The sequence below is a fragment of the Microbispora siamensis genome, from assembly GCF_016863095.1.
Lineage (GTDB): Bacteria > Actinomycetota > Actinomycetes > Streptosporangiales > Streptosporangiaceae > Microbispora > Microbispora siamensis.
Window position 1 is genome coordinate 25,616 of record NZ_BOOF01000043.1, and the last position, 20,575, is coordinate 46,190.

13 protein-coding genes are annotated in these 20,575 nt (G+C 73.5%); 7 read left to right on the forward strand and 6 right to left on the reverse strand.

The window, feature by feature from the left end; all coding sequences use genetic code 11:
- Positions 1 to 25 precede the first annotated feature (25 nt).
- A complete protein-coding gene (gene eccD / locus Msi02_RS32220; RefSeq protein ID WP_204051670.1) occupies positions 26 to 1,453 on the reverse strand; it encodes a type VII secretion integral membrane protein EccD in 1,428 nt (475 codons plus the stop codon).
- A gap of 124 nt (positions 1,454 to 1,577) precedes the next feature.
- Here eccD and eccCa point away from each other — a divergent pair, with 124 nt between their 5' ends.
- Genes eccCa through Msi02_RS32235 form a run of 3 tightly spaced genes read left to right on the forward strand, consistent with a single transcriptional unit; the run spans position 1,578 to position 7,008 of the window.
- Positions 1,578 to 5,558 (forward strand): type VII secretion protein EccCa, encoded by a 3,981-nt coding sequence (gene eccCa, locus Msi02_RS32225; protein ID WP_204051671.1) that lies wholly within the window; start codon positions 1,578 to 1,580, stop codon positions 5,556 to 5,558.
- Positions 5,559 to 5,578: 20 nt separating this feature from the next.
- Positions 5,579 to 5,884, forward strand: coding sequence for a hypothetical protein (locus tag Msi02_RS32230; RefSeq protein WP_204051672.1), 306 nt, complete (start codon positions 5,579 to 5,581; stop codon positions 5,882 to 5,884).
- Positions 5,881 to 7,008, forward strand: a complete 1,128-nt coding sequence (locus Msi02_RS32235; RefSeq protein ID WP_204051673.1) for a WXG100 family type VII secretion target — start codon at positions 5,881 to 5,883, stop codon at positions 7,006 to 7,008. The genes Msi02_RS32230 and Msi02_RS32235 overlap by 4 nt, the downstream gene beginning before the upstream one ends.
- Positions 7,009 to 7,012: 4 nt before the next feature.
- Here Msi02_RS32235 and Msi02_RS32240 read toward each other — a convergent pair whose 3' ends face one another.
- Positions 7,013 to 7,876: an SDR family NAD(P)-dependent oxidoreductase gene (locus Msi02_RS32240; RefSeq protein ID WP_204051674.1), complete on the reverse strand. Its 864-nt coding sequence runs from the start codon at positions 7,874 to 7,876 to the stop codon at positions 7,013 to 7,015.
- A gap of 219 nt (positions 7,877 to 8,095) precedes the next feature.
- Here Msi02_RS32240 and Msi02_RS32245 point away from each other — a divergent pair, with 219 nt between their 5' ends.
- Complete coding sequence (locus tag Msi02_RS32245; RefSeq protein ID WP_204051675.1) at positions 8,096 to 9,016, forward strand: helix-turn-helix transcriptional regulator; 921 nt, start codon at positions 8,096 to 8,098, stop codon at positions 9,014 to 9,016.
- Between the two features lie 82 nt (positions 9,017 to 9,098).
- Here Msi02_RS32245 and Msi02_RS44095 read toward each other — a convergent pair whose 3' ends face one another.
- Both Msi02_RS44095 and mycP read right to left on the reverse strand, forming a co-directional pair.
- On the reverse strand, positions 9,099 to 11,303 hold the full coding sequence (locus Msi02_RS44095; RefSeq protein WP_204051676.1) for a serine/threonine-protein kinase: 2,205 nt from the start codon (positions 11,301 to 11,303) through the stop codon (positions 9,099 to 9,101).
- A 116-nt stretch (positions 11,304 to 11,419) separates the two neighbouring features.
- Entirely contained in the window at positions 11,420 to 12,574 is a 1,155-nt protein-coding gene (gene mycP, locus Msi02_RS32255) for a type VII secretion-associated serine protease mycosin (protein WP_204051677.1), read from the reverse strand.
- Positions 12,575 to 12,773: 199 nt separating this feature from the next.
- On the opposite strand from mycP, the gene Msi02_RS32260 reads away from it, so the two are divergent.
- Positions 12,774 to 14,555, forward strand: coding sequence for an acetyl/propionyl/methylcrotonyl-CoA carboxylase subunit alpha (locus Msi02_RS32260; protein ID WP_204051678.1), 1,782 nt, complete (start codon positions 12,774 to 12,776; stop codon positions 14,553 to 14,555).
- Between the two features lie 26 nt (positions 14,556 to 14,581).
- On the opposite strand, the gene Msi02_RS32265 is transcribed toward Msi02_RS32260, so the two are convergent.
- Complete coding sequence (locus tag Msi02_RS32265; protein WP_204051679.1) at positions 14,582 to 16,516, reverse strand: asparagine synthase-related protein; 1,935 nt, start codon at positions 16,514 to 16,516, stop codon at positions 14,582 to 14,584.
- A 195-nt stretch (positions 16,517 to 16,711) separates the two neighbouring features.
- Between Msi02_RS32265 and Msi02_RS32270 the strand changes: the two genes are divergently transcribed.
- Positions 16,712 to 18,118 (forward strand): hypothetical protein, encoded by a 1,407-nt coding sequence (locus tag Msi02_RS32270; protein ID WP_275414196.1) that lies wholly within the window; start codon positions 16,712 to 16,714, stop codon positions 18,116 to 18,118.
- Positions 18,119 to 18,312: 194 nt separating this feature from the next.
- The gene (locus Msi02_RS32275) at positions 18,313 to 19,530 is read left to right on the forward strand and encodes a pentapeptide repeat-containing protein (RefSeq protein ID WP_204051680.1); all 1,218 of its coding nucleotides are present in this window, start codon (positions 18,313 to 18,315) and stop codon (positions 19,528 to 19,530) included.
- A gap of 11 nt (positions 19,531 to 19,541) precedes the next feature.
- Here the strand turns inward: Msi02_RS32275 and Msi02_RS32280 are convergent, their stop codons facing one another.
- Positions 19,542 to 20,570 carry an ROK family transcriptional regulator gene (locus Msi02_RS32280; protein WP_204051681.1) on the reverse strand — a complete coding sequence of 343 codons (1,029 nt, stop codon included), beginning with the start codon at positions 20,568 to 20,570 and terminating at the stop codon, positions 19,542 to 19,544.
- Between the last annotated feature and the right edge of the window lie 5 nt (positions 20,571 to 20,575).

Below are 20,575 nucleotides of genomic sequence, written 5' to 3' on the forward strand. Positions count from 1 at the left end.
AAGTGCCGCCTCGCGATCCGAGGGGTCAGCCCGACAGGCCGCGCACCCAGGCGTACAGGTCGAGCACGCCCAGCGTGAGCGGGACCAGCGCGACGATCAGCAGCGCGTCGAGGATGTCCGCCGCCCGGCCCCAGAACGGCGAGGGCCTGCCCGTAGGCAGCCAGAGGCCGAGGCCGAGCACGAGCAGGGCCGTCCACAGCACCCCGATCGTCACGGCCACCTCGGCGACCGCGTCGGCGCCCGTGCCCAGCGCGAACGCCAGCGCGGCGGCCCCCGTCACGGCGGCGAGGATCATCCACAGCCGCTGGGTGACCCCCGCGAAGACCCTCGCCCGCATGGCCAGCGCGAGCGCCAGCGTCGCCGCCGTCACGCGGGCGACCCAGCCGCCGTGCTGGACGAGCAGCAGCTCCGCCGCGACACCGGCGAGCGCGATCGCGATGACCATGCCGGTGGCGTACCTGTGGGCCTGCGCGGTCCGCTGGAGCACCAGCGGGCCGTCGATCCGCTGGTTGTCGCTGCGCAGTTCCTCGGCGCTGGTGGGCAGCGGCGGCAGCGGCACCCTGGCCATCCGGAACGACAGCGTGGGGATGAGCGGGCTCAGCGCCAGCAGGGCCGTCGCGACCACGGCCGCCGCCCCGGCGCCCGATCCCCCGAACACCATCACGCACGCCGCCCCCACGGCCCCGGCGACGGCCGCGACCGCGACGCCGAGGAAGCCGGCCACGCCGTCGGCGATCAGCACGCCGCCCACCGTCGCCACCAGCGCGGTGTACGCGAGCCCGGCCAGCAGGTTCGGCGCCCCGAGAACCAGCACGGAGCCCGACGCTCCGGGCGTGAACAGTCCGGCGAGGAACGCATGCGGCAGGGCCGCGTAGCCGACGAGGGCGCCGGCCGTGGGCTGGCCGACGGCCCTGGACACCACGGCTCCGGCGGCGACGAGCAGCACCGCGACGGCTCCGGCCACGCCCGCGGTGAGCCGCGGCGGGGCCGCCGCCAGCGCGAGGACGACGGCGCCGAGCGCGAGCAGCCCGGCGGCCACGCCCATGCCGAGCAGCCTCGTGTGCCGCGGCTCCCACCTGCCGCCGCCCTCCTTGGTCCCGGTGGCGACGACGTCGGCCACGTCGTCGTACACCGCCGGCGGCAGCACCGCGTCGCGCGGGCGCAGGTAGAGGACCTCCCCGTCCAGGACGCCCAGCGTGCCCAGGCTCTGGCCGAGGTCGAGCGGCGGGCCGCCGAGACGCTGGAGCACCCAGCCGGGGGCGGCGGCCGCGTCGCCTCCCACCTCCCCGACCGCCCGGAGCAGTCCGGGCATGACGTGCGGCAGCGGGATGTCCGACGGCAGCGCGAGGTCCGCCTTCCTGCGCGGGGCGACCACGGTGACGTGGCACAGGGGCGGCAGCGGCACGGCCGCCTGCGGCAACGCGCCCTGCTGGGCCGGGCCATGCTGAACCATGCCCTGCTGGACGACACCCTGCTGAACGTGAAGGGGGGCCGGCGATGACACAGCGGGAATCCTCTCCCGAAGATCTCTCTGACAGCCCGAAAATATCGGCAAACCTGGTAGAAAAGTCAGTCAGATGAGCATTGTCGTGGTCTCGCGCCCCGAGCGCCGCCCGGGCCCCAAACCGCCCCGTGGCGAGATCCTCCTGGAATCCCCGCCGGAGATTCCCGAGGTCCAGCCGCAGGGTCTGATGTCCGTGCTCACGTACGTGCCGATGCTGGCCGGCGGCGCCGCGATGGCGCTGATGTTCACGGCGGGCGGCACCGGCAACCCCCTCATGTACGTGGCCAGCGGACTGTTCGCCGTCTCCATGGTCGGCATGAGCGTCGGCCAGCTCGGACGCAACGCCGGTGAGCGCAGGAACCGGCTCAACGGGCTGCGCCGCGACTACTTCCGCTACCTGTCGCAGATCCGCAGGAAGGTCCGCAGGGCCGCCGTGCAGCAGCGGGAGGCGCTGGAGTGGAGCGGCCCGCCGCCCGACTCGCTGTGGTGGATCGCGATGGGCCCGCGCCTGTGGGAGCGCAGGCCGCGCGACGACGACTTCGCGACCGTACGGCTCGGCACCGGCGTGCAGAAGCTGGCCATCCAGCTCGTCCCGCCGGACACCAAGCCGGTGGAGGACCTCGACGCGCTGTCGGCGGGCGCGCTGCGCCGGTTCGTCCGGGCGCACGCCACGGTGTCGGGGCTGCCCGTCGCGGTCGCCCTGCACTCCTTCGCCCGCATCCATCTCACCGGCGATCCCACCGCGGTGCGCGAGCTGGTGCGGGCGATGATCGCGCAGCTCGTCGTCTTCCACTCCCCCGACGACATGCGGATCATGATCTGCGCGAGCAAGGAGTGGATGCCCCACTGGGAGTGGGTGAAGTGGCTGCCGCACGCCCTGCACCCCGAGCAGGCCGACGCCGCGGGCCAGGTCAGGCTCATGGCGGAGAACCTCGCCCACCTCGACGCGCTGGTCGGTGAGGAGCTCAGGGAGCGGGCCAGGTTCCGCCCTGGCGCCTCCGCCGAGGCCCTGCCGTACCACGTGGTGATCGTGGACGGCGGGCACGTGCCACACGACAGCCAGCTCGGCTCCGACGCCATCCAGGGCGTGACCGTGATCGACCTGTCCGGCGTGACCGGACCGGCCCCCGAGGCGATCACGCTCCGGCTGGACGTCCAGCCCGACGGCTTCCACATGGTCAAGATCGACCACGCGGGGCGGCGGTCGAGCAACCGGCTCGGCGACCCCGACCGCCTCGGTTATCCGCAGGCGGAGGGGCTGGCCCGGCAGCTCGCGCCGCTGCGCGCCTCCGCCGGCGCCCAGGGCGAGGCGCAGGACGTGCTCGGCGTCAACACCTCGCTCACCGACCTGCTCGGCGTGGGCGACCCGGTCCGTCTCGACCCCGCGGTGATCTGGCAGCCCCGCGCCGGACGCAACCGGCTGCGGGTGCCGATCGGCCTCGGCGCGGACGGACGGGTCGTCGAGCTCGACATCAAGGAGTCGGCGCAGGGCGGCATGGGGCCGCACGGCCTGGTCATCGGGGCGACCGGATCCGGCAAGAGCGAGCTGCTGCGCACGCTGGTGCTCGGCCTGGCCATCACGCACTCCTCCGAGATCCTGAACTTCGTGCTGGTGGACTTCAAGGGTGGCGCCACGTTCCTCGGCCTGGAGTCCCTGTCCCACGTGTCGGCGGTCATCACCAACCTGGAGGACGAGCTGCCGCTCGTCGACCGCATGCACGACGCGCTGCACGGCGAGATGGTGCGCCGCCAGGAGCTGCTGCGCGCCGCGGGCAACTACGCCTCGCTGCGCGACTACGAGCGGGCCAGGGAGCAGGGCGCCGATCTCAAGCCGATGCCGACCCTGTTCGTCGTGATCGACGAGTTCAGCGAGCTGCTCACCGCCAAGCCTGAGTTCATCGACCTGTTCGTGATGATCGGGCGGCTCGGCCGCTCGCTCGGCGTGCACCTCCTGCTGGCCTCCCAGCGCCTGGAGGAGGGCCGGCTGCGCGGTCTCGACACCCACCTGTCGTACCGGATCGGCCTGCGCACGTTCTCGGCCATGGAGAGCCGGGTCGTGCTCGGCGTCGCCGACGCCTACGAGCTGCCGCCCGCGCCGGGCAACGGCTACCTGAAGTACGACACCACGGGGATGACCCGGTTCAAGGCCGCCTACGTGTCCGGCCCCCACCACGCCGACCCCACGCGGTCCGCGCCCGGCGAGGCCGGCCGTCCGGTGCGCGACGTGGTGGAGTACGGCACCGCCTTCGCGCCCGTGGAAGTGACCGAGACGCCCAGGGAACTGGTGCCCGCCGAGGAGGCCGGCGGCCCACGGCACAGCCTGCTCGACGTCGTGGTCGGCCGGCTCGCCGGCCACGGCCCGCCCGCGCACCGGATCTGGCTGCCTCCGCTGGCCGAGCCGCCGACGCTTGCCCACCTGTTGCCGCCGCTGTCCGTCACCCCCGAGCACGGCCTGACCACGGCGACCTGGGGCGGCCGGGGGATGCTCCACGCGGTCGTCGGCATCGTCGACCGGCCGTTCGAGCAGCGCCGCGACCCCTACTGGCTGGACCTGTCGGGAGGCGCGGGCCACGTCGGCGTCGCGGGCGGCACGCAGAGCGGCAAGAGCACGGTGCTGCGGACCCTGATCACGAGCATGGCCCTGATGCACACGCCGCGCGAGGTGCAGTTCTACTGCCTGGACTTCGGCGGCGGCTCCCTGGCCTCGCTGGAGGCGCTGCCGCACGTGGGCGGCGTCGCGAGCCGCCTCGACGCCGACCGCGTCCGCCGTACGGTCGCCGAGATCTCCACGATCCTGGAGCGGCGTGAGGCGGACTTCGCCGAGCACGGCATCGAGTCGGTCGCGGCCTACCGGCGGATGCGGGCCGAGTCCGGCCGCGACGGCGACGGCTGGGGCGACGTGTTCCTGGTCGTGGACGGCTGGCTGACGCTCAGGCAGGAGTTCGAGTCGCTCGAACCTGTCGTCACCGACATCGCCGCCAGGGGTCTCGGATACGGCATCCACGTGGTGGCGGCCACCAACAAGTGGTCGGAGTTCCGGGCGAGCATCCGCGACCTGTTCGGCACCAGGGTCGAGCTCAAGCTCGGCGACGCCTACGAGTCCGAGGTGAACAGGAAGGCGTCGCTGGCGGTCCCCGAGGGCGTGCCGGGACGCGGCCTCACCAAGGAGGGGCTGCACTTCCTGTCGGCGCTGCCGCGGATCGACGGCGTGCAAAGCTCCGAGGACCTCGCCGCGGGCGTCCGCGGGCTGGTGCACGCGGTCAGGGAGGCCTGGCAGGGCCCGCCCGCGCCGGCGATCCGGCTGCTGCCGCCGGTGCTGCCCGCGGCCTCGCTGCCCGGTCCCGAGGAGACGGGACCGAAGATCCCCATCGGCATCGACGAGGCGACGCTCTCGCCCGTGCTGCTCGACTTCGACGCCGACCCGCACTTCGTCGTCCTCGGCGACACCGAGAGCGGCAAGTCGAACCTGCTGCGGCTCGTCGCCGAGGGGCTGGTGGCCAGGCGGCAGCCGCACGAGGCGATGATGATCGTCATCGACTACCGCAGGTCGCTGCTCGACTCGGCCGCGACCGCCCACCGCATCGGCTACGCGGCGTCGAGCACCGCCGCCCAGGAGCTGATCAACAACGTCCGCGGGGCCCTGCTGAAGCGGCTGCCCCCGGCGGACCTCACGCCCGAGCAACTGCGGGACAGGAGCTGGTGGCAGGGTTCCGACGTCTACGTCGTCGTGGACGACTACGACCTGGTCGCCACCTCGTCCAACCCGCTGCTGCCCCTGGTGGACCTGCTGCCGCAGGCGCGGGACATCGGGCTGCACCTGGTCCTGTCGCGTCAGATGGGCGGCGCCGGCCGGGCCATGTACGACCCGGTCATCCAGAAGCTGAAGGACATGGCCAGCCCCGCCGTCATCCTGTCCGGCAACAAGGACGAGGGCTATCTGTTCGGCAACGTCCGGGCGCATCCGCTGCCGCCCGGCCGGGGCTACCACGTCGACAGGAGGTTCGGCGCGCGGCTCGCCCAGACCGCGTTCCTGCCTCCTCCCGGGGAAGAGTGACAGGCGGAGAGGAGCGGTACGTGGCCGGTTTCGACATCCACTTCCAGGCGCTCGAAGGCTGCCGTACGGCGGTGAGCAAGGCCTGGGGCCAGTACGAGAGCCTGCACGGCGGCCTGCCCGAGACGCCGGGCACCCGGGCGGCCGCCTTCGGGCACGTGGACGGCGCGGCGGCGCTGGCGGCGGCGGTCGACGCTGCCTATTCCGCGCTGACCGCGGAGGCGGCCGACGCGAGAACCAAGCTGAAGGGCGTGGAGCGGGCACTGGAAGCCGTGCAGGACAACGTCAGGACGGCCCACAAGGCCACGTCCACCTCGATGCAGGTATGAGTGGGGTCGCGGACCTGCCGGGCGGCGCCGAGCTGGCCGCCATGGCGGAGAAGGTGAGCGGCGATCCCGGCGAGATCCGCGACATCGCCGGGAAGTGGCGCGGCGCGGCCGGCGACGCGCAGGACTACGCGGGCGGCGTGGGCCGGGCCGTGCGCACCGTGGACGCCGCGTGGCAGGGCCGCTCCGCCGACGCCTTCGTCACCTACATGAACAGGTACGGCAAGGCGGCGGACGGCCTCCACGACGCCCTGGTCGCGTGCGCGGGCGCGCTGGAGAAGGTCGCCGGCGCGCTGGAGAGCGCCAAGTCGAAGATCGACGGCATCTGCGCCGACGTGGTCGCCGAGGCGGCGGCCTACCGCGGCCGGAACCCGGATGCCACGGGCAAGGAGCTGGAGAACGGGCTGCGGGCCATCGTCTCCCGGGGCGTCGAGGACGCCCGGCCGCACCTGGAGCAGGTGACCACGGCCGTCGGCGACGCCGCGAAGACGCTGGGCACACGCCTGGGCGGTGACTACCGTGACGGCGCGCTCACCTTCGCGAAGATCCCGGACCCGGGCAAACAGGAGTTCGTGCCCCGGCACGGGCACCCGGTCGACTGGCAGCGCACCCCCGGCTACACCGGGGCCCCAGGTGACAAGGCGCACCCGACGTACGCCTCGTACCGCCCGACGAGCCTCAGCGGCGTGAGCGGCTCGGGCGGGAGCGGCGGCTTCGGCGGCTACGGCCCCAGCGGCCCGCCGCCGGCCGGCGGCGGGCCCGCGCCCACGGGCCAGGTCAAGGAGTGGATCGAGCAGGCCATCGAGATCCTCAAGGCGCAGGGCTACCCCGCCGAGAAGATGAACCGGGACGACATCTGGATGATCATCCGGCACGAGTCGGGCGGGAACCCGCACGCGATCAACAACTGGGACTCGAACGCGGCCGCCGGAACCCCCTCGAAGGGGCTGATGCAGACCATCGATCCCACGTTCAACCGCTGGTCCCTGCCGGGGCACAAGGACATCTGGAACCCGGTCGACAACATCATCGCGGGCGTCCGCTATGCCATCGAGCGCTACGGCTCGGTCTCGGCCGTGCCCGGCGTGGTGGGCATGAAGACCGGCACCGGCTACCGCGGATACTGATCGTTCAGGCGGCCGGGAAGTCGGTGGCGGGCGCGGTGAGCGCGGCGGCCTCGACGTTCGCCCGCAGGGCCCCGACCTTGGCCGTGGCGTAGGAGTGGGCGTCCGAGCCGAGCAGCAGCCGCAGCGGGCCCTCCCCGGCCAGGACCCGGTCGATGATCGCGGCGGCGCCCCTGACCGGGTCGCCGAGCTGGCTGCCCTGGAGCTTGAGGTGGTCGCGGGTCATCGCACGGATGGCCGGGTAGTGCACGGTCGTCTCGGCGGGCAGGGCGAGCGAGTCCTCGGTGAGGAAGTCGGTGCGGAAGTAGCCGGGCTCGACGATGGTGACCCTGATGCCGAAGTCCGCCACCTCGGCGGCGAGGGCCTCGCTCAGCCCCTCCAGGGCGAACTTCCCGGCGCAGTAGAGAGCCCAGCCGGGGACGGCGGTCAGCCCCAGGATCGAGGACACGTTGACGACGTGGCCGCCGCGTTGCTCGCGGAGGACGGGCAGGGCGGCGCGCAGCACGTTCCAGACGCCCACGACCTGGACGTCGAGCATGTCACGGACCTCGCGGTCGCCGGTCTCCTCCACCGCGGCCAGGAAGCCGTAGCCCGCGTTGTTCACGACGACGTCCAGGCCTCCCAGGCGCTCGGTGGTCTCCCGGACGGCCCGCCCGACCGCCGCCTCGTCGCGCAGGTCGACGGTGAGCGGAAGAAGGCGCGACGGGTCGATCCCGTCGCCGCCGAGCGCGGCGAGCAGCCGCTCGGACGACCGCGTCGTCGCGGCCACGCGGTCACCGCGCTCCAGAACCTGCTTGACCAGTTCGAGGCCCAGGCCGCGGGAGGTGCCGGTCACGAACCAGACGGCCGGTCGATCTGTCGGGAAGCTCATGGTCATCCTCTGCTTGTCGAATGCTCTGCTTGTCGAATGTCGCCGTAGCGCCGGCCGGGAAGTCCCGGGGACCGGCACGGCACCAGCCTGGACCGCCACGACCGGCCGTAGGGAGCCATGTCGCGCCCTGTACGACCGCGCACCGTGCGACCGAGCACAGGGGAACCTAGGACGCACAGGGCCAGTCAGGACCGGACGGCGAGGGGGAGACTGGGTCGCATGGCCGAGACCAACCGCGAACTCGCTGATTTCCTGAGACGGGCCCGGAGCCAGGTCGACCCGTCACGGGCCGGCCTGCCCCCGGACGGCCGCGTACGAAGGGTCCCGGGCCTGCGCCGCGAGGAGGTCGCCCTCCTGGCCGGAGTCTCGACCGACTACTACGCCCGCCTCGAACAGGGCCGGCGCATCACCCCGTCACCGGCCGTCGTCGAGGCCATCGGCCGTGCCCTCGGGCTCGACGACGCGGGACGCGCGCATCTGCACGACCTCATCGGAATCACCGCGGCGCCCGTACGGCGGCGAGCCCGCGGCGTCCAGCGGGTGCGCCCCGGGCTCTACCAGCTCATCGACGCCCTCGACGGCGAGCCCGCCCTCGTCCTCGGCCGCCGCACCGACGTGCTCGCCGCCAACCGGATGGCGAAAGCGCTGTTCACCGACTTCGAACGGCTGCCGCCCCGGCGCCGCAACTACGCACGGTGGATGTTCCTCGACGGCGACGCCCGATCGCTGTTCGCCGACTGGGAGGTCCAGGCACGGGCCGCGGTCGAGAGCCTGCGACTCGACGCCGGCCGCGACCCGGACGACCAGGCCACCACCGCCCTCATCGCCGACCTGCGCGAACACAGCCGCGAGTTCGCCCACTGGTGGGACCAGCACCGCGTCCACCAGCGCACCCACGGCTCCAAGCGGCTGCGTCACCCTCTCGTCGGTGAACTGACCGTCGAGTACGAGACGCTCTCCCTGCCCGGAGACCCCGATATGACGCTCTTCGTCTACACCGCCGAAGCCGACTCGCCCTCGAAACGCGCCCTGGACCTTCTCGCGAGCTGGACCCTCCCCGGCCCCGCCGGCGATGCGATGTCCCCTCGGGACCCGCGGGGAGACGGCCGGCGAGTGGTGGACGACGCCGACTCCGCGTGACACGTCCCCGGGCGTCACCCGTCGGCGCGGCCGCGCAGACGAAAGGCCGGGCGGGTGCCCGCCCGGCCTTCGTGTGGATCGGTCAGCCGCAGTTGCCCCAGTCGGAGCTGGTGCCGGCCGAGCCGACGCGGCCGGAGTACCTGACGCACTTGCCCTTGGCCTGTAGCTTCACCGGGCCGGCGTAGTACTCGTAGCTACCACTGTCGGTCTTGCTGCCGCCGCCCTGGACCTCCAGGGTCGCGGAGACGGGCGTCGCCTTGCCGACGTCGGTCGTCTTGATGGTGACGACGCAGTTCTCCCCGGTGCTCGCGTTGTACAGCTGGTAGACGGTGCCTGCCGCCAGAGGGCTGCTGTGCTGCACGTAGAAGCCCGACCCGCAGACCTGGGTCGCGCTGTAGGGGTTCCTGGCCGGCGCCGCGGTCGTCGGCTTGGGCGCCGGGGTGCTCGGCTTGGGCGCCTGGGTGGTCGGCCTGGGCGCCGGAGTACTCGGCTTCGGTGCCTGAGTGGTCGGCCTGGGCGCCGGGGTGCTCGGCTTCGGTGCCTGGGTCGTCGGCCTGGGGGCCGGAGTACTCGGCTTGGGCGCCGCGGTCGTCGGCTTCGGTGCCGGGGTGCTCGGCTTGGGTGCCTGGGTGGTCGGCTTCGGTGCCGGAGTGCTTGGCGCCGGCGCCTGGGTGGTCGGCACCGGCGTGTCGGACGGGCGCGGCCGGGCGGGCACGGTGGGCTCCGGGCTCGGCACCGTCTCCTGCGTCTCCGTGGCCGCCGGGCTCGGCGACGGTGAGGGCGGAGGCTCGGGAGTCGGCTCCGTCGGCACCGGACTGGGCGTCGCGGTGACCGTGGCGGTGGTCGTCACATGCGCCGTCGGCTGCGTCCGGCCGGTGGGCTGCGCCGGCGGCGGGACCACCGGCTGGGTCGGCAGCGGCACGATCGGGCCGGGGGTCGGGACCGAGGTGAGCTCCGGCGTCACCGGAGCGTCGGTCGGCCACTCGCTCGGCAGCACCAGCGGCTGCACGGGCGAGTCCGGGTCGTCGGACGACAGCGCCCACGGCACCGTCACCTGCGGCGCCGCCGTCGGGGCCTGCCCGCCGCCTCCGGTCGCGCCTCCCGTGGTCCCGCCACCCACGTTTCCGCCGTCCGCGATCACGCGCCCACCGGAACCGTGCTGGCCCGCGGCGCGCTCCGCGGCGGCCGGCGACAGCTGGACCTCCGCGTAGTGACCGGCGCCCCACAGCCCCACGCCGGAGAGCAGGACCACGGCGCCGACCGCGGCCGCGAGGCCGACGGGGAACGGCTTGCGCCTGGCCGTCTCGACCTGGCCCTGGGTGGTCGGCGGACCCCACGTCTGCTGCGGGGGCTGCTCCTGCGGCATGGCGGGCGGCTGCCAGGCGACGGCGGGCACCTGCTGGGGCTGCTGGGGGACGGGCGGCGGACCCCACGTCTGCTGCGGGGCCGGCGGAACGGGGACTCCCCCGACCGGCGGCTGCGGCGGCTGCGCGGGCAGCACCGCCGTCGCGCCGGGGCCCGCCGCCGGTTGCGCCCCGGCGGCACCGCCGCCGAGCAGTTGCAGCATGGCGGCGTAGGCGGTGGGCCGCTGCCCCGGCTCCTTGGCCAGCGTGGGCAGCACGACCTGGCGCAGCCGCTCCTCCAGGCCGCCGAGGTCGGGCTGCGCGTTCAGCACCGCCTGCGGCTCCTGCGGGAACGGCGGACGCCCGGTCGCGGCGAAGACCACCGTGGCGGCCCAGGCGAACATGTCCGCGTACGCGTCGTACCGCTCGCCCCTGATCTGCTCGGGAGCCCGGTACGCCGGCTCGCCCACCGGCGGTCCGACGGCGACGTCGGTCAGCTTGACCCCGTCGTCGGAGACGATGACGTTGTGCGGGGTGAGCGCGCCGTGCGCGAGGTCGGCGAGGTGCACGGCGGTCAGCGCGGTGAGCACGCCCACCGCGACCCGTTCGAGCGCCTCCCCGGAGAGCGGGCCCTCGGCCGCCACGGCGGCGGCCAGACTGCGCCCCTCGACGTGTTCCCTGACGACGTAGGGCCGATCACCGAGCAGGCCCGCCGTGATCGTGCGGGCCACATATGAGCTGGACACACGCGTGGCCACAGTGAGCCGGTCGAGGACGGCCTGCCCCGAACCCGGCTCGGCGGCCAAGAGCCTGATCACCCGCACAGGGGCGTCGTCGCCGGTCTCCTTGCCGACATAGACGTCGCCGCGGGGCCCCTCGTCCAGCCGTCCCAGGATGGCGTACTCGCCTATCTGCTCGGGATCACCCGGCCGTAAAGGGTGCATCTCAGTCCTTTCTGGAAGTGACCTGATCAGGATCATTCAACCAAGAGGACGCAGCACAAAGCAGCGGTTTCCGGCAGGCCAAAACATTTAACCGTCAATTACTCAAAGCAGGCATGTCAACCCTCGCGGCCGGGGCGCCACCTTCTGCGCCTGCCCATCGGCGCGAACACCCGCACGGCCACGATCAGACCCACCGCGCACAGCGCCGCCGCCGCGATGGTGAGCGCCAGGTCGATCGCCTCCTGGTCCACCGGAGCCGCCCTGCTCACCGCGTTCTGCGGCAGCGGGGCCGGCGCCGGCGGCGCGATGACGGGGGCGTCGACGGCTTCCAGCGGCAGGATCGCGGTGACGGCGAGCAGCGGGTTGACCATCCCGGCACCCGTGCCCGTCCCCACGCCGCCGTCCGCCGTGGCGGTGATGCGCCACCGCACCCGCTCCTGGCTCAGCTCCGGGTGGCGGGCACGCACCAGCGCCGCCACCCCCGCGACGTACGGCGCGGCGAAGCTGGTGCCCTCCAGCCCGCTCATGTACGCCCGTCCCGGCCAGGTGGAGGTGATGGCCTGGCCCGGGCCGAGCACCCCGACGGGTGTCGCCGTGTTGGAGAAGTCGGCGCGCCTGCCGTCGGGCGTGGCGGAACCCACCGCCAGCACACCGGGGTAGGCGGCGGGATAGGAGGCCTCAGGCGTGCCGTCCTCCGCGGTCCTGTTGCCGGCCGCGGCCACGATCACCGCGTCCTTGCCCAGCGCGTACGCCACGGCCTGCCTGAGCTTCGGGTCGTCGTGGGCGTCGATCGACACGTTGATCACGTCGGCGCCCGCGTCGGCCGCGTCCACGATGGCCCTGGCCAGCGTGTCCGGGTCTCCGTTCTCCTCGTTCGTCTGCTTGAGCGAGATCAGCCGCACGCCCGGCGCGACGCCGACGAAGGGGACGCCCTTCACGTACTGGGCGGCGATGATCCCGGCGACGGCGGTGCCGTGGCCGACGCAGTCGCGGTGTCCCGTGCCGGTGTAATCGACTTCCTTGGCCACGCGGAGCTGCGGGTGCGTCAGGTCCACCCCGCTGTCGATGATCGCGACGGTGACCCCCTCGCCCGTGGTGAGCGGCCACACCCGCTTCGGGTCGAGCCTGCGCTGTGCCCACGGCTCGGCCACCTGCATGCTGCCCTTGCGCGGCGCGCAACGCACCGGCGCGGCGCGCGCCTGTGCGGGCGGCGCGAGTGGTGCCATGAGAAGCAGAGCCAGCACGGTCGCCAGAAGGCCGGGTCCCCGCATGAGTGATCAGCCTAACCGGTCGAGCTCGGCCGGTGCCGCCGGTTCGAAACCGGCATACCGGCGATGGGGCTCGGAAGCGGCGGAAAAAAGGCGCGACAGCAGTCCCACTCAGCAAGGGGGCGGACGCCGTCCGGCGTCGACACGTGCATAAAATCCACGAAGGCTCGTAACCCAGGGGCCCGAGGGAAGGATGGACGCGGTGCACAAGGTCCTGATCGCCAATCGCGGTGAGATCGCCGTACGGATCGCCCGGGCCTGCAGAGACGCCGGCATGTCCAGTGTCGCGGTCTACGCCGACCAGGACCTGGACGCGCTGCACGTGCGGGTGGCCGACGAGGCGCACGCGCTCGGCGGGCAGAGCCCGGCCGAGACCTACCTCGACATCGACAAGATCCTTTCGGTCGCGAGGAAGACGGGCGCGGACGCCGTCCACCCCGGCTACGGCTTCCTCGCCGAGAACGCCGGCTTCGCCCAGGCCGTGCTCGACGCCGGCCTGATCTGGATCGGCCCGCCGCCTTCGGCGATCACCGCGCTGGGCGACAAGGTCCAGGCGCGGCACATCGCGCAGCGCGTGGGCGCCCCGCTCGTGGCCGGAACCCCCGACCCCGTCTCCGGGGTGGACGAGGTCGTCGCCTTCGCGCAGCAGCACGGACTGCCGATCGCGATCAAGGCGGCGTTCGGCGGCGGCGGGCGCGGGCTCAAGGTGGCCCGCACCTTGGAGGAGATCCCCGACCTGTACGAGTCCGCCGTGCGCGAGGCCGTCACCGCCTTCGGGCGCGGGGAGTGCTTCGTCGAGCGCTACCTCGACCGGCCGCGTCACGTCGAGACCCAGTGCCTGGCCGACGCCCATGGGAACGTCGTGGTCGTGTCCACCCGCGACTGCTCCCTGCAGCGCCGCCACCAGAAGCTGGTGGAGGAGGCCCCGGCGCCGTTCCTGACCGACGAGCAGCTCGAACTCCTCTACTCCTCCTCCAAGGCGATCCTGCGCGAGGCCGGGTACGTCGGCGCGGGCACGTGTGAGTTCCTCGTCGGCCAGGACGGCACGATCTCCTTCCTCGAGGTCAACACCCGGCTGCAGGTCGAGCACCCGGTCAGCGAGGAGGTCGCCGGCATCGACCTGGTCCGCGAGATGTTCCGCATCGCCGACGGCGAGCCGCTGGGCTACGACGACCCGGTGCTGCGCGGCCACTCCATCGAGTTCCGCATCAACGCCGAGGACGCGGGCCGCAACTTCCTGCCCGCGCCGGGGACGATCACCTCGATGCGCGTCCCGTCCGGCCCCGGCGTGCGGCTGGACGGCGGTTACGAGACGGGGATGAGCGTGCCGCAGGCGTTCGACTCGCTCGTGGCCAAGCTGATCGTGACCGGCGCGACCCGGGAGCAGGCGCTGGAGCGGTCGCGCCGGGCCCTGGCGGAGTACGAGATCGGCGGCATGCCGACCGTGCTGCCGTTCCACCGGGCCGTGGTGGACGACCCCGCCTTCACCGGCGAGCCGTTCTCCGTGCACACCCGCTGGATCGAGACCGAGTTCGTCAACGAGATCCCTCCGTACGAGGGAGCCGTGGAGGCGGCCGAGGCCGCCGAGCGCGAGCGGATCACGGTCGAGGTCGGCGGCAAGCGCCTGGAGGTCGTCCTGCCCGCCGGCCTGGGCTCCTCGGGTCTGGGCTCGTCCGGTCCGGGCGCGACCGGCGGCTCCGGCCCGGCCAGGAAGGCGGCGCCCCGGCGGTCCGGCGGGGGCGCGGCGAAGAAGGCCGCGGCGAGCGGCGACTCCCTCGTGAGCCCGATGCAGGGCACGATCGTGAAGGTCGTCGTCGCCGACGGCGACACCGTCGAGCCCGGCGACACGGTCGTCGTCCTCGAGGCGATGAAGATGGAGCAGCCGCTGACCGCCCACAAGGGCGGCACGATCACCGGCCTCGCGGCCGCCGTCGGCCAGACGGTCACCGCCGGGGCCGTCCTGTGCGAGATCAAGGACGCCTGAGCCTGCGCGCGGCCGTGGGGGCCGGGTCACGCCCGTGTGCCCGAAGGCGCGCGGGCGCCTGCCTGGTCCTCGCGGTCGTCGACCGGATCGGCGATCCGCAGCGGCGCGTCCGCCGGGGGCGCGGAGCCGGAGAAGCCGTCGGCCAGCATGGCGGCCACCGTGTAGAGGTGCCACGCCACATGGGGTCGCCGCGCCTTCGGCCGCCCTTCGGGTGTGGCCGGCAGGTTGGCGAACAGGCCGGCCACCGCCGCCTCGTCCACGACCCGCGCCAGTTCGTCCGTGACGGCCGTCCCGTCCCACGCGAGGACGCCGGCCCGGAGCTCGGCGGCCAGGGCCTGCGGAACGTCGACGCGCCAGTTCCAGGCCTTGGGGCCGCCTCCACCGGCGATCGACGAGGGGACGTCCCGCAGGTGACGCCGTACGCGGTCCAGCAACGTCCGGCCCGCGGGTTCGGCAGCGAACCGCCACGGCCTGCCCTCGATCGGGACGTCCCTCAGCCCGGGCGCGAAGGCCACGATGCACCGGTGGACCACCTCCTCGGACCGCCGCCACATCGGGTCGATGCTCAGCGCGGTCCGTACGACCAGGTTGTCGAGGAACGGCGGAACCGGCGTCCCGCCGCGCAGCAGCGCGGCCCGGGAGGCGGCGTGCCAGCGGCCGACGCGGTAGGTGAGATAGAGCCGGTCGAGCGTCCCCGCCGGGTCGTCCTGCCCGCGCCGCCGCCACGGCTCCGCCAGCTCGCGGGCGTGGTCCGCGGCCTCCCGGCTCAGCAGGTCGGCGTTCCTGGTGAACAACCCCTCGATCCTGCGCCGCATGGCGGCGACGCCGAGGTCCTCCTGGTTGTGGAGGAACCCCGCCCGCAGCACCTCCCCGCCGTGCCCGGACATCCGCGGTCGCGGATCGAAGCCCGCCGCCTCCGGCACGTTCTCGTACGCCGACAGCATGCCCTCGCAGACGCGCACGACGTTGTGCGCGCGGACTCTGGGGTGGGCGACGACCAGGTGCGCGGCGTCCGCCGACCGCTTCGGCTCGACCGCCCGGTGCTCCACGCCGAGGGCCGCCGCGACGCGCCGCGCCAGCACGACGTCGGCGGTTCCCTCGCGCCCGGAGGTGGCCGTGGTGAACGGGATGCCCGCGTGATGGAGCAGCGCGGCCAGGAGCCTGCTGTCCCTGCCGCCGGTGAGCGACAGCCGTACGGGCTCGGTGACGGCCGCCAGTGGGCGCACCGAGGCCAGCAACGCCGCGGCGAGCTCGTCGGCCTGGGCCCGCATGCCGCGGGCGGAGCCGGGCCGGGGGCGCGCCTCGGGCGGCGGGGTCTCGCCGGTCGCGGCCAGCCCCCGCACGATGCCGATCTCGGTGGTCGGCGGCAGCGCGCGCACCCCGTCGAACGGGGTCTCGTCGGACAGGAAGTAGCCCATCCTGACCATGGACTGCAGCGCCGGGAGGTTCCAGGCGACGGCCGGACGGGCCGTGCCCGTCATCACGGCGCGGGCGACCAGGTGAACGAGCAGCGCCCGGTTGCCGACGACGTGGACGTCCGGAGTCTCGGCGTGGAACACCGGGCAGGCCCCCGTCATCCCGGTTGCGGCCGTCAGCTCGCCCTCCCCCGCGCGGAACACCGAGAAACAGCCGCCCGTACGGCAGGCGGTCTCCCCCAGGCGAGCGGCCGCCAGCAGGCGTGCGGCGTCGGCGGGGTCGGCGAGGTGACCGGTGACGCCGGCCACCCGCCGGTCGCCCCTGACCCCGTCACCCCTGACCAGGAGAGGCAGGACGCCGTCCTCGGGCTCGTTCGACCATGCCAGCAGCGCCACGTCACCCGCGCCGGACCGCCACTCCTCCGCGGTGACGGTCTCGGCGGGCACGGGGAAGGCGCGGCCGATCGCGGCCAGGGCCGCGGCCAACCCCACGGGAGGCAACGGCGCACCGGCCCGTTTGGCCGCGATGCCCAAGTAAACGCGCAACTGCCACCTCACTTTGTCGATCGTTGAGGGGTTCGATGCGAGATCGCCACGGACGGTTCGGCGACCGGCGCCACGGTCATTCACCGGCAGGAGGACGCATGCCGGGTTCCGGGTGCGGAACGATAGGTTTTTGTGGAGGAACCATCGCGCCCTGCCGTTCGTCCAGTAGGGCGAAGGAGGCTTGAAGCCGTGACCATGAAGACACCGCTCGGCCGGGTGGGGGCCGCCCTGGCGGCGCTGCTCGCCGGGCTCATCACCCTGCTCGCGCTCGCGCCGTCCGCAATGGCGGCGGCTCCCCCGGACCCCACCACGGTCCTGTCGTCCTGGAAGAGCGGCAACCCGCTGTTCGTGCAGAGCGGCGCCCCGCTGTCGTCCGACCAGCAGTCGGGCATACGCGACGCGCTCAAGAACGCGGACACGAAGATCTACGCGGTCGCCCTGCCGGACGGCACGATCACCTCGTCCCAGCAGGCGGGCGCGTACATCACCCAGCTCGGCAACGCGCTCGCCCAGGCGGGCAGGACGTCGGCGACCGTGGCCGTGATCGACGGCACGAACCTGTTCGCCGGGTCCAGCGCGCTGGGCAGGAACTCCCGGGGCGCCGCCGGCCAGATCGCGAATCTGGCCGCCGCCAACAACAAGGGCGACCCGGTCGCCGTGATGGAGGACTTCGTCCACCGGATCGACCAGTTCGCGAGCGGCGACCGTAAGGACCCGATGACCCCGGGCAGCAAGACCGGCGGTGGCGGTTCGGGTGTGCTCGTCGGCATTCTGGGCATCGCGGTTGTGGGAGGTGCCGGTTTGTGGATCATCGGACGCCGTAACAAGCGCAAGCGCGAGGAGCGCGAGGCCGCCGAGCTCGCCGCCGTCAAGCAGACAGTCGAGGAGGACGTCACGAAGTTCGGTGAGGAGATCACCGCGCTCGACGTGGACGTCAAGATGCTCCCGCAGGCCGAGACGACGGGCGACTGGCAGCGCGCCCTCGACTCCTACGAGCGGGCCAAGACCGAACTCGCCGCGATCAAGCGCCCGGAGGACCTGCGCACGGTGACCTCCACGCTGGAGGACGGCCGCTACGCGCTGGCCTGCGTCAAGGCGCGCGTGAACAACCAGCCGCTGCCCGAGCGGCTGCCCCCGTGCTTCTTCAACCCGCAGCACGGCCCGTCGGTCCGCAACGTCCGCTGGGCGCCCCCCGGCGGCGCGGTGCGCGACGTCCCGGCCTGCGCGGCGGACGCCGAGGCGGTGGAGCGCGGCTTCGACCCGCAGATGCGCGAGGTCATGGTCGACGGCCACCGCAGGCCCTACTGGGACGCCGGTCCCGCCTACCAGCCCTACGCGTACGGCTACTACGGCGGCTTCGGCGGCGGCGACCTGCTGACCGGCATGCTCGTCGGCACCATGCTCGGCAACGCGTTCGGCGGCTGGGGCCACGGCGGATACGGCGCCGGATACGACTCCGGCTACGCCGCGGGCGTGGAGGCCGGCGGCGGCGACTGGGGTGGCGGCGGCGACTTCGGCGGCGGAGGAGACTTCGGCGGCGGTGGCGGCGACTGGGGCGGCGGCGACTTCGGCGGAGGGGACTTCGGCGGAGGCGACTGGTAACGCCCGAACGCTTCCTGCACGGCATCGACGAGGGGCGGACCCGGCCGGGTCCGCCCCTTCGTCATGTCCCGGGGCCGCGACCACGGCCTCGTTGGACACCCAAGGAAGTGCCGACGCCGGGGGCCGTCAGCGGATTGCAAGTGCGGTTAAAGATCGCATGGGAAACTCGGGACGTTCCCCTCAGGAGGCTCCCCGTGCGTCGCTTCGCCCCCCTGTCCGTCACCGCCCTGCTCCTGTCGCTCGCGTTCCTGTCGCTTCCTGCGACCGCCGCTCACGCGGCCGCCGCGCCCTGCAAACCGGGCAGCGGCGTCAAGCTGCGCGGCAAGGACCTCACCAGCGCCACCCTGCCTCCAGACCTGCGGTGCGCCGACCTCACCGGCGCGAAGCTCGACAGGGTGGACCTCACGGGCAAGGACCTCACCGGCGCCGTCCTGCGCAAGGCCTCGCTGAAGGAGGCCGACCTCGGCCAGGCGCATCTCGACTACGCCGACCTGCGCGGCGCCGACCTCACCGAGGCCGACATGGGCCAGATGCGGGCCAAGCGGGCGAACCTGCGCGGGGCGGTCCTCGTCGACGCGGAGGCCGTGCAGGCCGAGTTCCCGCATTCCGACCTGACCGGCGCGGTCCTCACCCGGGCCGTGCTCAGCCAGGCCGACCTCACCGACGCCCAACTGGTGGACGCCGACCTGAAGGACGCCACGCTCGGGCAGATCAAGGGCCGTAAGGCCGACTTCACCCGGGCCAAGCTCGGCGAGGCCAAACTCGGCCAGGCCCACCTGGAGCACGCCGTGCTGAAGGACGCCGATCTGTCCGAGGCGGAGTTCACCCAGGCCGAACTCGACGGCGCGGACTTCCACGGGGCGAACGTCGACAAGGCCTCCTTCATCCAGGCCGACGACGTGGACCTCACCGGGGCCCGGGGCACGCCGGTCAACCTCCCCGACGACGCCGTCGCGCCCGGCACCACCGCCGGGGACGAGCCGGCCGGAGACAGGACGACCACGTGGGGGCAGGACCTGCCGGGCCGCCCGAAGGGCCCGTCGCCCGCGCTCATCCTCGTCATCGTGTCCGGGCTCGGCCTGAGCCTGACGCTGATCCTCTGGGGCGTCGCGCACCGGCGCAAGGAGCGGTTCGTGGCCGAGATGGCGGTGGCCAGGCACGCGGCCGAGGAGGACGTGACCCGCTTCGGCGAGGAGATCGACGCTCTCGACTTCGAGATGAAGATCAACCAGGTCAGCGGCCCGGCGTTCGAGTGGCGCGCGGCACTCGACGCGTACGAGGCGGCCAAGCAGGCGCTGAACGTCGCCCAGACGCCGTACGACCTGCGGGCGGCCGCCGCGGCGGTCGCACGGGGACGGCAGGCCCTGCACGAGGTCAGGTCACGGCTGTCCGCCACGGGCGGCCACCACTGACCTCGGCGAGTTCACCGGCGGCCCTGCCCGAAGACGGCGTCGCGGGCGATCGAGAGCGCGGTGGAGACCGCGCCCCTCAGGACGGGGTTGTCCGGGATGCCGCTCACGCGTACGTGCACGGGGACGGGCGAGACCTCCGCCAGGCGCTCGGCGACCAGGGCCGCCAGCGGGTCGCCGCCCGCCAGGCTGGTGGCGCCGCCGAGGACGACGAGGCCGGGGTCGAGCACGGCGACGAGCGTGAAGGCGGCCGTCGCGACCCTGTCCGCGAGGGCCGGGAGGTCCAGCCCGCGTACGGCCTGCGCGCCCAGCAGGTCGCACACCTTGATGTCGAGCCGGCCGAGGAAGCCGATCTCGCCGGCGCCGCCGGAGGCGCCCCGCCGGAGTCTGCCGTCCAGCACGACGGCCGCGCCGACGCCGTCGTCCAGCCAGAGCAGGACGAAATCGTCCCGCCCGGCGGCCGCCCCGGTGGCCTGCTCGGCGACGGCGGCCAGGTTGACCTCGTTCTCCATGACGACCGGCGCGTCGACCAGGGTGCGCAGGGCCGGGAGCAGTCCGGGGCGCCAGGCGGGCTCGGCGTTCCCGGCCGCGAGGTCTCCGGTCTGCGGGTCGACCATCCCGGGCGCGCCGATCACGACGGCGTGCAGGGGACGTGAGCCGGCCGCCTCGGTGAGCGCCTCCGCGACCAGCGCGGGAAGGTTCTCCCCGATGGGCCGCGTCGCCTCGCCCACGATGCCCCCGACGATGTCGGCGACCGTCACGTTGACCACGTCACGCCGCACGTCCACCCCGCCCACGAACGCCCGGTCGGCGACGATGCCGTAGAGCCTGGCGTTGGGGCCGCGCCGGTCGCCTCCGCTCTCCCCTGTGATCCCGATCAGGCCGTTCACCTGGAGGCGTTCGATCAGGTCCGACACGGTCGGGCGGGACAGGCCGGTGAGCGCGCGCAACTGGGGCGCGGTCAGCGGGCCCCGCTCCAGGAGCAGGTCGAGCGCGAGCCGGTCGTTGATGGCCCGTGCGAGCTGGGGTGTCGCGGTCTTCATGAAAA

Excerpts from the sequence above, each read along its gene's own strand:
- Msi02_RS32280 (WP_204051681.1), bottom strand. The coding sequence starts at position 20,570 with ATGAAGACCGCGACACCCCAGCTCGCACGGGCCATCAACGACCGGCTC.
- eccD (WP_204051670.1), bottom strand. The coding sequence starts at position 1,453 with ATGGTTCAGCATGGCCCGGCCCAGCAGGGCGCGTTGCCGCAGGCGGCC.
- Msi02_RS32235 (WP_204051673.1), top strand. The coding sequence starts at position 5,881 with ATGAGTGGGGTCGCGGACCTGCCGGGCGGCGCCGAGCTGGCCGCCATG.
- Msi02_RS44095 (WP_204051676.1), bottom strand. The coding sequence starts at position 11,303 with ATGCACCCTTTACGGCCGGGTGATCCCGAGCAGATAGGCGAGTACGCC.
- mycP (WP_204051677.1), bottom strand. The coding sequence starts at position 12,574 with ATGCGGGGACCCGGCCTTCTGGCGACCGTGCTGGCTCTGCTTCTCATG.
- Msi02_RS32245 (WP_204051675.1), top strand. The coding sequence starts at position 8,096 with ATGGCCGAGACCAACCGCGAACTCGCTGATTTCCTGAGACGGGCCCGG.
- eccCa (WP_204051671.1), top strand. The coding sequence starts at position 1,578 with ATGAGCATTGTCGTGGTCTCGCGCCCCGAGCGCCGCCCGGGCCCCAAA.
- Msi02_RS32240 (WP_204051674.1), bottom strand. The coding sequence starts at position 7,876 with ATGAGCTTCCCGACAGATCGACCGGCCGTCTGGTTCGTGACCGGCACC.
- Msi02_RS32270 (WP_275414196.1), top strand. The coding sequence starts at position 16,712 with ATGAAGACACCGCTCGGCCGGGTGGGGGCCGCCCTGGCGGCGCTGCTC.